9 protein-coding genes are annotated in these 14,444 nt (G+C 60.1%); 5 read left to right on the top strand and 4 right to left on the bottom strand.

Features of this window, described 5'->3' with window-relative positions; translation table 11 throughout:
* Window positions 1-92 precede the first annotated feature (92 nt).
* From MLC70_RS16695 to MLC70_RS16685, 3 genes are all read right to left on the bottom strand, one after another.
* Window positions 93-2,273, bottom strand: coding sequence for a malate synthase G (locus tag MLC70_RS16695; protein ID WP_248185465.1), 2,181 nt, complete (start codon window positions 2,271-2,273; stop codon window positions 93-95).
* 99 nt (window positions 2,274-2,372) lie between these two features.
* Window positions 2,373-3,755 carry a cysteine--tRNA ligase gene (gene cysS / locus MLC70_RS16690; RefSeq protein WP_248185464.1) on the bottom strand — a complete coding sequence of 461 codons (1,383 nt, stop codon included), beginning with the start codon at window positions 3,753-3,755 and terminating at the stop codon, window positions 2,373-2,375.
* Window positions 3,752-5,431 (bottom strand): glutamine--tRNA ligase/YqeY domain fusion protein, encoded by a 1,680-nt coding sequence (locus MLC70_RS16685; RefSeq protein ID WP_248185463.1) that lies wholly within the window; start codon window positions 5,429-5,431, stop codon window positions 3,752-3,754. Before MLC70_RS16685 ends, cysS begins: the two co-directional genes overlap by 4 nt.
* Window positions 5,432-5,568: 137 nt before the next feature.
* Here MLC70_RS16685 and MLC70_RS16680 point away from each other — a divergent pair, with 137 nt between their 5' ends.
* Window positions 5,569-6,078 (top strand): peptidylprolyl isomerase, encoded by a 510-nt coding sequence (locus MLC70_RS16680; protein ID WP_248185462.1) that lies wholly within the window; start codon window positions 5,569-5,571, stop codon window positions 6,076-6,078.
* Window positions 6,075-6,800, top strand: coding sequence for a UDP-2,3-diacylglucosamine diphosphatase (locus MLC70_RS16675; RefSeq protein WP_248185461.1), 726 nt, complete (start codon window positions 6,075-6,077; stop codon window positions 6,798-6,800). Before MLC70_RS16680 ends, MLC70_RS16675 begins: the two co-directional genes overlap by 4 nt.
* Before the next feature lie 50 nt (window positions 6,801-6,850).
* On the opposite strand, the gene MLC70_RS16670 is transcribed toward MLC70_RS16675, so the two are convergent.
* The gene (locus tag MLC70_RS16670) at window positions 6,851-7,678 is read right to left on the bottom strand and encodes a hypothetical protein (RefSeq protein ID WP_248185460.1); all 828 of its coding nucleotides are present in this window, start codon (window positions 7,676-7,678) and stop codon (window positions 6,851-6,853) included.
* Window positions 7,679-7,838: 160 nt separating this feature from the next.
* On the opposite strand from MLC70_RS16670, the gene MLC70_RS16665 reads away from it, so the two are divergent.
* From MLC70_RS16665 to MLC70_RS16655, 3 genes are read left to right on the top strand one after another with little or no spacing between them, the layout of a single operon-like run.
* The gene (locus MLC70_RS16665; protein WP_248185459.1) at window positions 7,839-9,752 is read left to right on the top strand and encodes an LTA synthase family protein; all 1,914 of its coding nucleotides are present in this window, start codon (window positions 7,839-7,841) and stop codon (window positions 9,750-9,752) included.
* Between the two features lie 44 nt (window positions 9,753-9,796).
* Window positions 9,797-11,605, top strand: a complete 1,809-nt coding sequence (locus MLC70_RS16660) for a glycerophosphodiester phosphodiesterase (RefSeq protein ID WP_248185458.1) — start codon at window positions 9,797-9,799, stop codon at window positions 11,603-11,605.
* A gap of 34 nt (window positions 11,606-11,639) precedes the next feature.
* A complete protein-coding gene (locus MLC70_RS16655; protein WP_248185457.1) occupies window positions 11,640-14,417 on the top strand; it encodes a mechanosensitive ion channel domain-containing protein in 2,778 nt (925 codons plus the stop codon).
* The last annotated feature ends 27 nt before the right edge of the window (window positions 14,418-14,444 follow it).

Genomic DNA, 14,444 nt, shown 5'->3' with positions numbered 1-14,444 from the left:
GTTTTGGCGAACTCAAAACTAACCGGTTTTACCGCCGTCTCCTACTTTTTCACGCTAACCCGCGATGAACCTTTTTTTATGACGCCTGAAACTTACTGGCCGTACTTGGCTTTCGCCTTCAGGCGGTACGCGTGCAGCAGTGGCTCAGTGTAGCCGTTCGGCTGCTCGCGACCCTTCAGCACCAGATCCAGTGCAGCCTGGAACGCAACACTGTCGTCAAAATTCCCGGCCATCGGGCGATAGGCGGCATCACCGGCGTTCTGCTTGTCGACCACCGCCGCCATGCGCTTCATGGTCTCCATGATCTGCGCTTCGGAGCACACACCGTGATGCAGCCAGTTGGCCAGCAACTGAGAGGCAATCCGCAGTGTCGCGCGGTCTTCCATCAGGCCCACATCATTGATGTCCGGCACCTTGGAGCAACCCACACCCTGATCGATCCAGCGCACAACGTAACCAAGGATACCCTGGGCGTTGTTATCGAGTTCCTGCTGAATGTCCTCGGCAGACAGAGACGCGGGGTCGTCCATCACCGGCACGGTGAGAATGTCGTCCAGATTGGCACGGGTGCGGCTCTCCAGCTCTTTCTGAATGTCCGCTACGGACACCTGATGGTAATGGCTGGCGTGCAGCGTGGCCGCGGTCGGCGACGGTACCCAGGCGGTGTTGGCGCCGGCTTTCGGGTGACCAATCTTGGCGTCCAGCATGCCGGCCATCAGGTCCGGCATCGCCCACATACCTTTACCAATCTGCGCCACGCCACGGAAACCAGCTTCGAGGCCGATGTCCACGTTCCACTGCTCATAGGCATTGATCCAGGTAGCCTGCTTCATAGCGCCCTTGCGAATGAACGGCCCCAGTTCCATAGAGGTGTGAATCTCGTCGCCGGTGCGATCAAGGAAGCCGGTGTTGATGAACACCGCACGGTCTTTGGCAGCGTGGATACAGGCTTTCAGATTCACCGTGGTGCGACGCTCTTCGTCCATGATGCCCACTTTCAGGGTGAAGCGCGGCAGGCCAAGGGCATCTTCAACGCGACCAAAGAACTCGTTGGTGAACGCCACTTCTTCCGGCCCGTGCATCTTCGGCTTAACAATGTACATTGAGCCGGTGGTGCTGTTCTGGAACTTGCCCTTGCCTTGCAGGTCGTGGATGGCGATCAGCGACGTGATCAGACCGTCCATCAGCCCTTCCGGGATCTCATTGCCGTCTTTCAGCAGCACCGCCGGGTTGGTCATCAGGTGACCAACGTTACGAATGAACATCAGGCTGCGACCTTTCAGGCTCAGCTCGCCACCGTTCGGTGCGGTGTAGCTGCGATCCGCGTTCATCTTACGGGTCAGCTGCTCACCCCCTTTCTGGAAGGTTTCCTGCAGATCACCTTTCATCAGGCCAAGCCAGTTGCGATAGGCCAGAGCCTTGTCGTCGGCGTCAACCGCGGCTACCGAATCTTCGCAGTCCATGATGGTGGTCAGGGCGGACTCCATCAGCACATCTTTGACATTGGCGCCGTCGTCTTTACCGATCGGGTGGCTGGCATCAATCTGGATCTCGAAGTGCATGCCGTTCTTGACCAACAGAATGCCGGTCGGCGCATCGGCAGCGCCGGTGTAGCCAACGAAGCCGGCTTCGTCTTTCAGGCCGGTGCTTTCACCGTTCTGCAGCTTGACCACCAGCTTGCCACCGTCAATCAGGTATTTCGCGGCATCCTTGTGACTGCCGGACGCCAGCGGTGCCGAGCTGTCCAGCAGATTGCGGGCCCACTCGATCACCTTGGCGCCACGCACCGGATTGTAGCCGCGACCCTTGTCGGCCCCACCTTCCTCAGAAATGGCATCAGTGCCGTACAAAGCGTCGTACAGGCTGCCCCAGCGCGCATTGGCAGCATTCAGTGCAAAGCGCGCGTTCATGATCGGCACCACCAGCTGCGGGCCGGCCATGGTGGCCACTTCCGGATCCACGTTGGAGGTGGAGATCTTGAACTCGCCCGGCTCATCCACCAGGTAACCGATGTCTTTCAGGAAAGATTTGTATTCGGCCATGTCCAGCTTCTGACCCTTGTGGTCACGGTTCCAGCTGTCCATCTTTTCCTGAATAACATCGCGCTTGGCCAGCAGCTCGCGGTTGCGCGGCGCCAGCTCGTTCACGATCTTGTCGAATTCAGCCCAGAATGTATCTGCATCGACACCGGTTCCCGGGATCGCTTCATTGTTCACGAAATCATACAGATTCTTCGCGACCTGAATGCCGCCGATTTGTACGCGTTCTGTCATCGTTGTCTGCCTCAGTGGGTTAATTTCCCGACTCCCCTGTTCCCGGAGAGTTGTTCTATCAAAATGAGCGCCGGATTGTACGTGAAAATCCGTAAGGGGTCAGCCCCGGCGCCAGGTCGTCCCTTCACGGGAATCGTCAAGAATGACGCCTTTCTCAGCGAGTTCGTCCCGGATGCGATCACCTTCGGCGAAGTTTTTGGCTTTGCGGGCGTCAGCGCGGGCCTGAATCATGGCCTCGATGTCCTCCGCGGACAGCTCCCCTCCAGAGTCTGCCTGGAAGAACGCCTCCGGATCCTGTTGCAGCAGGCCCAGCACGCCACCCAGCCGCACCAGCACGGCCGCGGCCTCCCGGGCCTGCTCGTCGCGCCCCTCGCGCCGGTGCTGGTTGATGTCGTTCGCCACGGAATGAAGCACGGCAATGGCACCGGCGGTATTGAAATCGTCGCTCATCACCTCTTCGAAACGCTGATCATGCCCGGTTAGGGCCACGTCCTTGGCGGGAATCACCCCGCGCAGGGCGTGATAGAGCCTGGTCAATGTACGGCCAGCCTCCTCCAGACTCTCCTCCGAGTAGTCCACCTGGCTGCGGTAGTGGCTGGACACCAGGAAATAACGCACAATTTCCGGCGGGTACTTCTCAAAAATCTCGCGAATGGTGAAGAAATTACCCAACGACTTGGACATCTTCTCCTTGTTCACGCGAATAGCGCCGGCGTGCATCCAGGTATTCACAAAGGTCTTGCCGTTAGCGCACTCGGACTGGGCAATCTCGTTCTCGTGATGCGGAAACAGCAGATCCGGCCCACCACCGTGAATATCAAAGGTTTCACCGAGACAGCAGTTCGACATCGCCGAGCATTCGATGTGCCAGCCAGGGCGACCATCGCCCCAGGGCGATGGCCAGCTCACTTCACCCGGCTTGGCGGCTTTCCACAACGCGAAATCCGCCGGGCTGCGCTTGGCCTCCTGCACATCGACACGGGCACCGGCCACCAGATCTTCCAGCTTTTTCTTGCTGAGCTTGCCGTAGCCCTCGTAGGACTCCACAGCAAAGTACACATCGCCATTGTCCGCCGCATAAGCGTGGCCGCCGGCCACCAGCGTGTGGATCATCGCAATGATCTCGTCAATGAATGCGGTGGCCCGGGGCTCCTCGGTGGGCGACAGCACTCCCAGGCGCGCCTCGTCCTCGTGCATGGCACGGATCATCCGGTCGGTCAGAGCGGAGTATACCTCTCCGTTTTCATCGGCGCGGCGCAGGATCTTGTCATCAATATCGGTAATGTTGCGCACGTATTGCACATCAAAACCGCTATGGCGCAGATACCGTGTAATCACATCGAAAGCCACCAGTACCCGGCCGTGTCCAAGGTGGCAGTAGTCGTAAACGGTCATGCCGCAAACATACATGCGGACCTTGCCCGGCTCGATCGGCTTGAACTCTTCCTTGCGCTGCGTGAGCGTGTTGTAGATGCGGATCACTTGCCCCCCTTACCCCAGGAATCCCGTAGCGTGACGGTGCGATTGAATACCGGCCGGCCGGCGTTGGCGGTGAGCGCCCGATCGCTGAAAAAGTAACCCTCGCGTTCGAACTGATACGGCAGGTCGGTGCGTGGCTGCGCCAGGCTTTTCTCGACCCGGGCACCGGTCAGACACACCAGGGATTCCGGATTGATGTGATCCACGAAATCACCGCCCTTGTCGCTGTCCGGCGATTCGTGGGTAAACAGGCGATCGTACTGGTTGATGTCAGCCTCCACGCTGTCGGTCGCAGAGACCCAGTGAATCACGCCGTTCGGCTTATAGCCCTCCGGGTTGACACCGAGAGTGTCGGGATCGTATTCGCATTTCAGTTCCACGATTTCGCCGCTGGCATCGCGGATCACCTCACGACAGGTCATAACGTACCCACCCCGGAGGCGAACCGCCTGATCCGGCGCCAGGCGTTTCCACTTGCGAGGCGGCTCCTCAGCAAAATCCTCACGATCAATGAACAGGGTCTGGCTCCAGGGCACTTCACGCTCACCCATATCCGGGTTCTGAGGATGCACCGGCAAAACCAGCGTTTCGGTCTTGTCGGCCGGGTAATTGGTCAGGGTCACTTTCAACGGACGCAGCACACACATGGCGCGGGGAGCCCGGGTATTGAGATCCTCACGAATGGCGTGCTCCAGCATGCCCATGTCCACCGTGCCGCCGGCCTTGTTCACACCAATCATGTCGCAGAATGTGCGGATGGATTCCGGCGTGTAGCCGCGGCGACGCATGCCGGAAATAGTCGGCATGCGGGGATCGTTCCAGCCATCAACCAACCCCTCGTCCACCAGGCGCTTGAGCTTGCGCTTGGAGGTAATGGTGTAGTTCAGATTCAGCCGTGCGAATTCTATCTGCCGCGGGTGGCAGGGGCCGGAAATATTGTCCAGCACCCAGTCATACAATGGGCGATGGTCCTCGAATTCCAGCGTGCACAGGGAATGGGTAATCCCTTCCATGGCATCGGAAATCGGATGGGTGAAGTCGTACATCGGGTAGATGCACCACTTGTCGCCGGTTTGGTGATGGTCGGCGTAGCGGATGCGGTAAAGAATGGGATCCCGCAGATTGATATTGGGCGACGCCATATCAATCTTCGCCCGCAACACCAGCTCGCCGTTCTGGTGTTTGCCGTCACGCATGTCGCGGAACAGCTGCAGGCTCTCTTCCACCGGGCGGTCCCGGTAGGGGCTGTTTTTGCCGGGTTCCTTGAGCGAGCCGCGGTATTCGGCCATCTGGTCCGCCGTCAGCGCACACACGTAGGCCTTACCCTTCTCGATCAGCTCTTCGGCAAAGCTGTAGATGGCGTCGAAGTAGTCCGAGGCGTAGCGAACCTCACCCGCCCAGGTGTAGCCCAACCATTCCACGTCCTGCTTGATAGCGTCGATGTATTCCTGCGACTCTTTCTCGGGATTGGTGTCGTCGAAACGCAGATTGCACTCGCCACTGAAAGTGCCGGCAATCCCGAAATTCAGGCAGATCGACTTGGCGTGCCCCACGTGCAGGTAGCCGTTCGGCTCCGGCGGGAACCGGGTCACCACCTGGCCGCTGTGCTCGCCTTTGGCAATCGCATCTTCAATCAGGCTCTGGATAAAGTTATGGGCTTTCTTTGACTCGGCGCTCATAGGTTCTCTGTCAAAAGGGAGTGGATCTGAAACCGCTTATTATACTCACAAATGCGCCTCTAACTCATGCACACGCACAAACTCTTCAGTACAATAGTGTCACAAGCTGTTCTTATCCCTTGATACAGGAAAACCTGATGATTCTGCTGAAAACCTCCCACGGTGACATCACACTGGAGCTGGACTACGAGAAAGCGCCGGAAACCGCAAAAAATTTCGAGCAATACGTTCGTGACGGCTTCTTCGACGGACTGATTTTCCACCGTGTTATCAGCAACTTCATGATTCAGGGCGGCGGCTTCGAGCCCGGCATGACGCCGCGCAAAACCCGCGACCCGATCCAGAACGAGGCAGACAACGGCCTGAGCAACATGCAGGGCACCATCGCCATGGCCCGCACCATGGATCCGCACTCCGCCACAGCCCAGTTCTTTATCAACGTTGAAAACAACGGCTTCCTCGACCACACCGCCAAAAATGCCGAAGGCTGGGGTTACTGCGTCTTCGGCAAGGTGGTCAACGGCATGGAAACCGTGAATGCGATCCGTGCCGTGCGCACCACCATGAGCGCCGGCCATCAGGACGTCCCCTCAGAAGACGTGGTCATCGTGAAAGCGGAGGTAGTCGAGGGCGGAGGCGCGGTGTGACCACGCTGTTCATTTCCGATCTGCACCTCGAAGAATCCCGCCCGGACATCACCGACGCCTTTCTGGGCTTCCTGGAAACCCGCGCCCGGGGTGTAGAGCAGCTCTACATCCTGGGGGATTTCTTCGAAGCATGGATCGGAGACGATGAACGCACGCCACTCCAGGACACCATTGCCGGCGCCCTGAAAGCACTCAGCGACAGCGGCACCGCCATTTTCCTGATGCACGGTAACCGAGACTTCCTGATCGGCGAAGACTTCTGCACCCGCGCCGGGGCCACCCTGCTGGATGACCCCACGGTGGTGGATCTGTACGGCACCCCCACCCTGCTGATGCACGGCGACAGCCTGTGCACTGCCGATGTGGAGTACCAGAAGTTCCGCCAGAACATGCGCAACCCCCAATGGCAGCAGATGATCCTTCAGCGCCCACTGGCAGACCGTCAGCAGATGGCCCGCCAGTTACGGGAAATCAGCATGGCCAAAAACCAGGGCAAGGAAGAGTTCATCATGGACGTCACCCCGGAAGAGGTGGTGAACGTGATGGAAGATCACGGGGTACAACGACTGATCCACGGCCACACTCACCGGCCGGCAGAGCATTCTCTGGAAGCGAACGGCAGACCCGCCAGGCGAATCGTGCTGGGCGACTGGGACACCCATGTCTGGTGGCTGAGCGTTGAGCCGGGCCGCGAGCCCGTGCTGGACAAGACGCCACTCTGAACGCTCCGGAGGCCGCACAGAAGGCCATGCCGAATCGGGGCGGGCGCCAATCAGCCCCCCGATTCGCCAGGCTCCCGATAGGTCTCCAACCGTTTGAGCCAGCCTGGCAGCCAGCGCTCTCGCTCAATGGGCTTGTCTGCATTATGCGCCCGCCGGGTCAGCACCTCCGCGGCGGCGGCCCGGAAGCGGGGCAGCACCGGGCTATCGGCGGAGTCAGACATTGCGAGCAACACCTGCAACAACCCCCATCCCTGCCCCTCGTAGCGCTCGGTCGGGCTCAACCCCTCTCCCTTGAAGTTAACGTAGTCAATCACCGCGTAGGTGCCGCCGGGGGTCTTGCTCAACGCCTCCAATTGCTGACGAATCGACGCTTGCCTGGCTGACGGGGCCGCGGCAATGATTTTCTCGAGTGATTCCCGGGCCCGGCCGACAATGAATGCCGCCTGTTCGCCCTTGGTGTCTGCCAGAAACGCCCGCAGCGCCTCGATTCGGTTGCTGTCCGCGCTGGCGAGAAATTGCGCCCGATCAGCCCAGGGTGCTCCCGGCACGGGAGTCTTGTTGAGCCACTCGGGCACGGCAGCGGACCGGTCCTGCATGTGACGTATCAGCGTCGGAAAGCTCTCCACAAACGGCCCGCTCACGCCCTCGGGGTACCAGATGAAATGGCCGATTCCCAGTGAAGGGAACGCCTCGCCACGGTTCCAGTGCACCAGACATTCGCGGCGACCGGCACACTCGTTGCGGAATACCTGCTGGCCCACCCACTCCAGCTCCTGCTCGGTCAAAGACAGCTGTATGGAATACTCACGGCCAGACGCCGACGCCAACATCAACAATGCCGCCAGACCCAATACCAAACCCACCCAGGACGTTCTCACTCAGTGCTCCGGAATTCATAAAACCCCCATTAAACCACTGACGGCCCTTTCCGCGAGATTAATTCTGGGACACAGAGGCGACAGGACCGCCGGAACAGTTGAAGCCTGAAATCACAGGCGCATACTGTACGACTACATTGGACACAGGAACTCCGCCACCATGAGATTTCTCACGGTTCTGACGGACCGTCGTTTTTTACTGACCGTGTTACTGGCACTGGGCTGGTTGCTGTTGGTTCGTGCCGGCGTCATTCTCCAGAGCGGGGTCTGGCCGAGCCCGGTGGGCACCATCGGCGGCGACCTCGCCGGGGCATTTATTCTGGCGGTATTGCTCACCATCACCAGAGGGCCTTTCCGCTTCGCCCTGGTTCTGCTGCTTGGCTGCGCCGCATATGTGGCAGGCATGCATCTGACGGCCCACGGCACCCTGTTCCAGCTCGCTTTTGCCGGCAAAGGTATGGACCCCACCTTCATCACCGGAAGCCTGATCAATGTGTACCTGTTTCTCCTGCCGCTGTACCTCGTTCTCGCCTGGGGACTTCACCGCGCCCACCGTGCCTTGATACCCGACCCTCCGCGGGGCTTTGCCAGCCTGACTGTGTCCGCCGCAGTTGTGGTTGCCGTCTACTCGCTGTCTTTTCCAAGCCTGACCACGCCAGCCAACAACGTCGTGGCCAGTGTGTTCGCGCAAATTCCCGGCACCATCGTCAACCCGGTTGGCACCGCGATTGGTGATGAAGCGGTGGAAACCGATGAGACACTGACGTCGAAAACCAATTTTTTTCACCAACAGGTCACATCACGCCCCGACACCACCAAGCCGAACGTGCTGCTGATCATGATTGAGGGCCTGTCCGGCGGTTACTTTCCCAGCATCAGCCGGTATCACGACCTGCAACCCACCGTGGTGCTTGAGCATCTGGAGGACACACTGGCGAACAAGGGCTTCCGGCTTTATCGCAACACCCTGAGCATGGAGCGTCAAACCGACCGTGGCACCTTCGCCATCCTGTGCGGGCGCTACCCGGACTTCCGCCGCCCCTCCCGGAAGATGCTGGACGTCGTTGAAGAACGTACCTCACCAGACTGCCTCCCCTCCAAATTGAAGGATCATGGCTATCACACCGCGTACTGGCAGGCCGCGCCCATTGAGTACATGAAGAAAGACGAATTCATGCCGAAGGCGGGATTTGTGGATGTGACCGGCGCCGAGCGTTTTGTCTCTGCGGAAAAGGACGTCGGCGAATCCGGGCCCAAGGGCAGCGACGGGACTGACGCCAGCGAGACTGCAGAAGGCTGGGGCCCACCGGATCCCGTCTACTTCAGGGATGTTACCGGGCGGTTGACCGAACTGAACCGGGACACGTCACCCTGGTTCGTGACCTTGCTGAACGTGGGCACTCACCACCCGTTCGACATCGGCGAAGAAGCCGAACAAGACACCGGGACGGAGGCTGGCGAGGCGCTGATGGAATCGGCAGAAGCGGCCCTGATCGAGCCACAACGGGCCCGCCGCGCCGCAATGAAAGTCATGGAAAAAACCCTGGGTGAGTTTCTCGACCGGCTGGAAGTCGAAGGGATCCTGGAGAATACCCTGGTGATCCTGACGTCCGACGAGTCCGGCGGATTCGTGCGGGAGGATCATGAAACGCTCCCCCTCAATAGCAACCTCGGCGTGCTCGCCGTTCGCCCGCCGGATCTGGCCGATCTTGAGCGCTACGCGCCGGCCACGGCACTCACCGCCCAGCTGGATATACCCATGACCATTCTGGATGCCACGGGTAACGGTAAGCATGCCGGCGATATGGTAGGCCGCAGCCTGCTGGTCACCGGCGATCGCCAACCCCGCGACATCATGCTCGCCGACACCTACACCGGGCTCAAGTATTTCCTGCGCGAGAGCGGCCAGCTGCTCTCCTGCACCGAAATGCTGACTCGCTGCACTTCGTGGTCCTTCGATCCCAGGCGGGTTTTTGGCTCCTTCCGGGAAACGGAGGAACCGCCCTTCCTGTCCCTTGAGGAGCGCCTGGCCCTGTTTGAGAATGCCGCCACGCCCGATCCGATCGAGGAATGAATCGTACCCACAGCACCAACCCGGAGATCTGACATTAGCGGCCTATGAAGACGCTGATTACCAGCACAATCAATATCCTCCACAGCCGCCGCCGGGCCCTGCTGACTTTCTACCTGTTCTTCTCCGGGCTTGCGATGGCGGCGCTGACCCCGGCCATTACCTGGGCGCTGGCATCCCTGCGCCCGGTGACCGGGCGGGCCGCAATCAGCACCGGTGGCATCATGGAGTTCCTGGTTTCTCCGGGAGGCATCCTCTGGGCGGTGGTCACGCTCAACCTCTCTGTGCTGGTGATTCTGTTGCAGCAGGCGGGCATGACCCTGATCGCGGCCTCCCCGCCCTACCGGCACTACCGGACTGCCCTGAGTGCGCTCTGGGGCGCAGCGCGGAAGTTTCCGGCACTCATCCAGCTGACCCTGATCCAGGTGTTCGCCCACCTGTTGGTTGCCATGCCCTTTCTGGTCGCTATCGGGCTCGCCTGGTTCTCGTTACTGGCAGACTTCGACCCTTACCTGTTACGACTGGAGAAACCCCCGAAGCTGTGGTGGTTTGCCGGCAGTGCCTTGCTGGCGCTGGTCGGACTCATCCTCTGCAACGGCACGCTGTACCTGCGCTGGATCCTGTCGGTGCCCTGCCTGATGCTGGAGGGGGCCAGCCCAATCCGGGCCCTGACGGCAAGCACCGGCCTCACCCGTGGACACAAAGGGCATGCCACCGGCGTACTGTCGTCCGGGTTCGCAGCGGTACTGTTATTGCCCGTTCTGGTTACCCTGGCGTTCGATCAGATTGCAGCGGCTCTGTTTGCCATTCTGCCGGAGCAGACGAGTGTCCTGGTTCCGTTCGTGGTGATGCTCATCGCCTGCTACCTGCTGATCGGCATCGCGGTCACTTTCTTCGGCACGGCGGCCTATGGCGCCTTCATCGTCAGTCTGTATCAGCGGGCCAGCGGCAACAACGTGTCCGCGCCTGAGCCCTCCCTGCGCTATCCAATGCCCGAGAACGCCGGCCCGAAAGCATGGATCGCCGAGGCGCTGGTGATCATCCTGGCTTTCGGCCAGGCGTGGCTGGTGCTCGGGTCGTTGGAGCAACAGGAAGAGGTCACCATTACCGCACACCGGGGCAGCGCGCTCAAAGCCCCGGAAAACACCATTAGTGCCATCGAACAAGCAATCGAAGACGGTGCCGACTACATCGAAATCGACGTCCAGATCACCGCGGATGGCGTGCCGGTGTTGTGGCATGACTCTGACATGAAGCGAATTTTCGGCTTGCGGGAACGAGTCAGCGAGACGTCTTTTGCCGACATCCGCGACCTCGACGCCGGTACCTGGTTTGACCGGCAATTCGGTGATGAACGGATTGCCACGCTGGCCGATGCCATCGACACTGTGCGTGGTCGCGCGGGTCTGTTCATTGACCTGAAGCCTGACCGCCACACCCCGCATCTGGCGCGGGCAGTCGTTGACCTGCTGCACCAGCAGGACTTTGTGGACGGCACCATGGTGGCCGCCGCTGACTGGTCAACGCTGCAAGAGGTAAAACGGCTAGAGCCCGGCCTGAAAACCACCTTGCTGGCGCAGTTCGTGGTCGGGCCGCTCTGGGAGGACAACTACGATGTACTCGGGCTGCGCATGAATCGCGCCACGCCAGCGGCGGTGGCCCGGGCGCACCGCAGCGGTAATGAACTGCACGTGTGGACGGTAAACCAGCCGGCGGCGATGTCCCGATTCATCGATATGGGTGTGGATAACATCATCACTGACCGACCCGACGTGCTGTCAGACCTGTTGCAAAAGCGCGCCTCCCTCTCGGATACCGAGTTGCTGGCCACCAAGTTACGCAACTGGTTGCGTTAACACCGATTGGAAATGGTGTAATCTTGACGGACACATGCCCACAGCAAACTCCCGACGCAAGGACCGCCGCAGAATGAACCACCGCCTGCCCCGCCTCTCAAAGCTCGCCCGGGCTCACTGGTTACTGGCGATATGTCTGATCCTCAGTGCCGCCTTGCCCGCCACCGCTGAGGAAAACGACACCGCGGCCGCTGAACAGGCCAGTGCCGGGAGCGCCGGGCAATCGGGCGAAGCCGAAACCGAAACCGACGGTGAAAAGGAAAAGGAAAAACCGGAAGAGGCCCGCCCTGCGGTTCAGCCCGAATTGGAAGCGGCAACCGAGGGGCCGCCGGAAATAAAACTGCCCGATGCCGAGACCGCAGACATTCGGCAGCAGATACGGTCCCTGAGAACCTCGCTCGATCAACGTCAGGTGGCGGTGGATTCTACCCGCAACCGACTTACCTATGCTGAGTCCCTGCTCAACCGCCTCCAGGATGAATACGACAGCTTCGAATTGCGGCTGGAGAAAGCCGGGCTGAATCTCACCGGCGATTACGCCGGCCTGCTGCAGCAAAGGCTGGAGCGCCTTCGTCGCCAGGAAATCGCAGAGGATCTGATCCGCGGCATTGAGAATCAATTGACCACCGCACGGGAGGAACAGCTGCGGCTGGAGGAATTCGAGGCCATCATCGATCCCGGCGACGATGCCCGGGACCAACTGAGAAGCCTGCGAGCCAATCTGATCCGCCAGCTCCACAAGGCAGTCACTGAACACATCGACGTGCTCAACGAATATTACAGCACAGTGTCGGCACTTCAGGGGCGGGTAGAGGCTTACCAGACACTCCTGCAACAGCGCCTGTTCTGGCTGCCCAGTGCGCCGACGGTCGGAATGGATACACTGACAGAACTCTTCAGGTCAGCCGCCTGGCTTGCCTCGCAGTTACAACTGACTCCGTTCACTGAGGCCATCGGTGACTCCGTGTCAGAGCGGGACGGGCGCATAGCCTTTCTGGTTTTGGCTCTGGTGCTGCTGCTCATCAAACGCCGCTCCATCAAAGGCAACCTCGATACCAACCGCCGCCACATCGGTAATGTCGGACGTGATCGTATCGCCTTTACCGTATTCGCCTTCGCCAACAGTCTCTTACTGGCCTTGCCCGGTGTACTGATATTCGCGCTGGCCGCGCTCCTGCTGATGGAAGGCAACGACTTCTTCGCCGCCCTGTCCCGGGGCTTTACCGCAGCCGCCCTCATCGCTCTGCTACTGAACTTTATTCATGCGGTCGCCCGCAAAGGTGGGCTGGGAGAGGCCCATTTCCACTGGCACATCGACTCCCTGCGCGCCATTCGCCGGGAGCTGCCAATCCTGCTGGCGGTCATCATACCGATAACTGTCATCACGCCGATTACCGCAACGCCGGATGGCGCAGACTTTGATGACAGTCTGGGGCGGCTGCTCTTCATTATCGCATCCATAGCGCTGTCTACCTTCGCCCAACGCATCATGGGCGCGGTCAGGGCCGACCGCCCCGGCAGCCGCTTCCTGCGGCTACTTCACGCTCTGGCCGTCGCCACGCCGCTGGTACTTGCCGCTGCGTCGCTGCTGGGTTATCACTTCACGGCCATGGAGCTGGAGCGCAATCTGTTCATCAGCATCTGCTGGGTGGCATTCAACGCCATGCTGTTCTATCTCGGATTGCGGGCACTGGCGGTAAGAGAGCGGCGGCTAACGCTGGAACGACTGCGGGAGCAACGGGCCGCCGAGCGTAAAAAGGCCGAGACTAAAGAGGCCGCCGATTCCTCTGGCGAGGGTGTGCCACAAACCCTGGAAATGCCGGAAATGGATCTCAGGGACATCAACCAGCAAAGCACCTCGCTGTTGCGAATCCTGGTATCGGTGCTGACCATCAGCGGCTTATGGTTGCTCTGGGCCAGTCTCATTCCAGCACTGCAACTCTTCGATAACATCACCCTCTGGACCATTACAACCGGCATCGAGAGCGCGGATCCTCTGCCCATCACGCTCGGGGATCTCATGCTCGCAGTGGTGGTGGCTTTCGGCACCGTGCTGGCCGTCAGGAATCTGCCCGGCACACTGGAAGTGATGGTGTTGAGCAGAATGCACCTGGAGCCAGGAACGGGCTACGCCATCACCACAATCACAACCTATATCCTGGTGTTTCTCGGGGTGGTGATCTGCCTCGGGGTGATTGGAGTGCAATGGTCAAAACTGCAATGGCTGGTGGCCGCGCTGGGTGTTGGCCTGGGTTTTGGTCTTCAGGAAATTGTTGCCAATTTCGTTTCGGGCATCATTCTGTTGTTCGAACGCCCGATCCGCGTTGGTGACACCGTCACCATTGGCGGCATTACCGGCACGGTATCACGCATCCGCATCCGCGCAACCACCCTGGTAGACTGGGATCGCAAAGAGCAGATCATCCCCAACAAGACCTTCGTCACCCAGGACCTGACCAACTGGACCCTGAGCGATCCCATCACCCGCGTCATTCTGCATGTCGGGGTGGCCTACGGCTCGGACGTGGACAAGGTTCAGGGCATACTTCAGGAGGTGATTCAAAGCAACAAGCGGGTGGTTGCCGATCCCGCGCCGGCCGTGTTCTGCGTCGGCCTCGGTGACAGCAGCATCGATTTCGAGCTGCGCATCTTCGTAAAAAACATTCTCGACATCATGCCGTTGTCCCACGAGATCCACGCTGCGACCACCCGCGCCCTGCGCGAGGCAGGGGTTGAGATTCCCTTCCCCCAGCGCGATATCCATGTACGGACGCTGTCCGGCCTGGAAGGGCAGAAGCGCTCCAGCGACTAGCCCCGCGTTGCCAGCTTGCAGGCAACG

It is taken from the genome of Marinobacter goseongensis (genome assembly GCF_023156235.1).
GTDB classification, from domain to species: domain Bacteria; phylum Pseudomonadota; class Gammaproteobacteria; order Pseudomonadales; family Oleiphilaceae; genus Marinobacter; species Marinobacter goseongensis.
The sequence above is the reverse complement of the archived record's forward strand: the minus strand, read 5'-3'. Positions and strand labels throughout refer to the sequence as shown.

Coding starts and splice junctions, on each gene's coding strand:
- MLC70_RS16695 (WP_248185465.1), bottom strand. CDS start 2,273: ATGACAGAACGCGTACAAATCGGCGGCATTCAGGTCGCGAAGAATCTG.
- MLC70_RS16665 (WP_248185459.1), top strand. CDS start 7,839: ATGAGATTTCTCACGGTTCTGACGGACCGTCGTTTTTTACTGACCGTG.
- MLC70_RS16660 (WP_248185458.1), top strand. CDS start 9,797: ATGAAGACGCTGATTACCAGCACAATCAATATCCTCCACAGCCGCCGC.
- MLC70_RS16680 (WP_248185462.1), top strand. CDS start 5,569: ATGATTCTGCTGAAAACCTCCCACGGTGACATCACACTGGAGCTGGAC.
- MLC70_RS16685 (WP_248185463.1), bottom strand. CDS start 5,431: ATGAGCGCCGAGTCAAAGAAAGCCCATAACTTTATCCAGAGCCTGATT.
- MLC70_RS16655 (WP_248185457.1), top strand. CDS start 11,640: ATGCCCACAGCAAACTCCCGACGCAAGGACCGCCGCAGAATGAACCAC.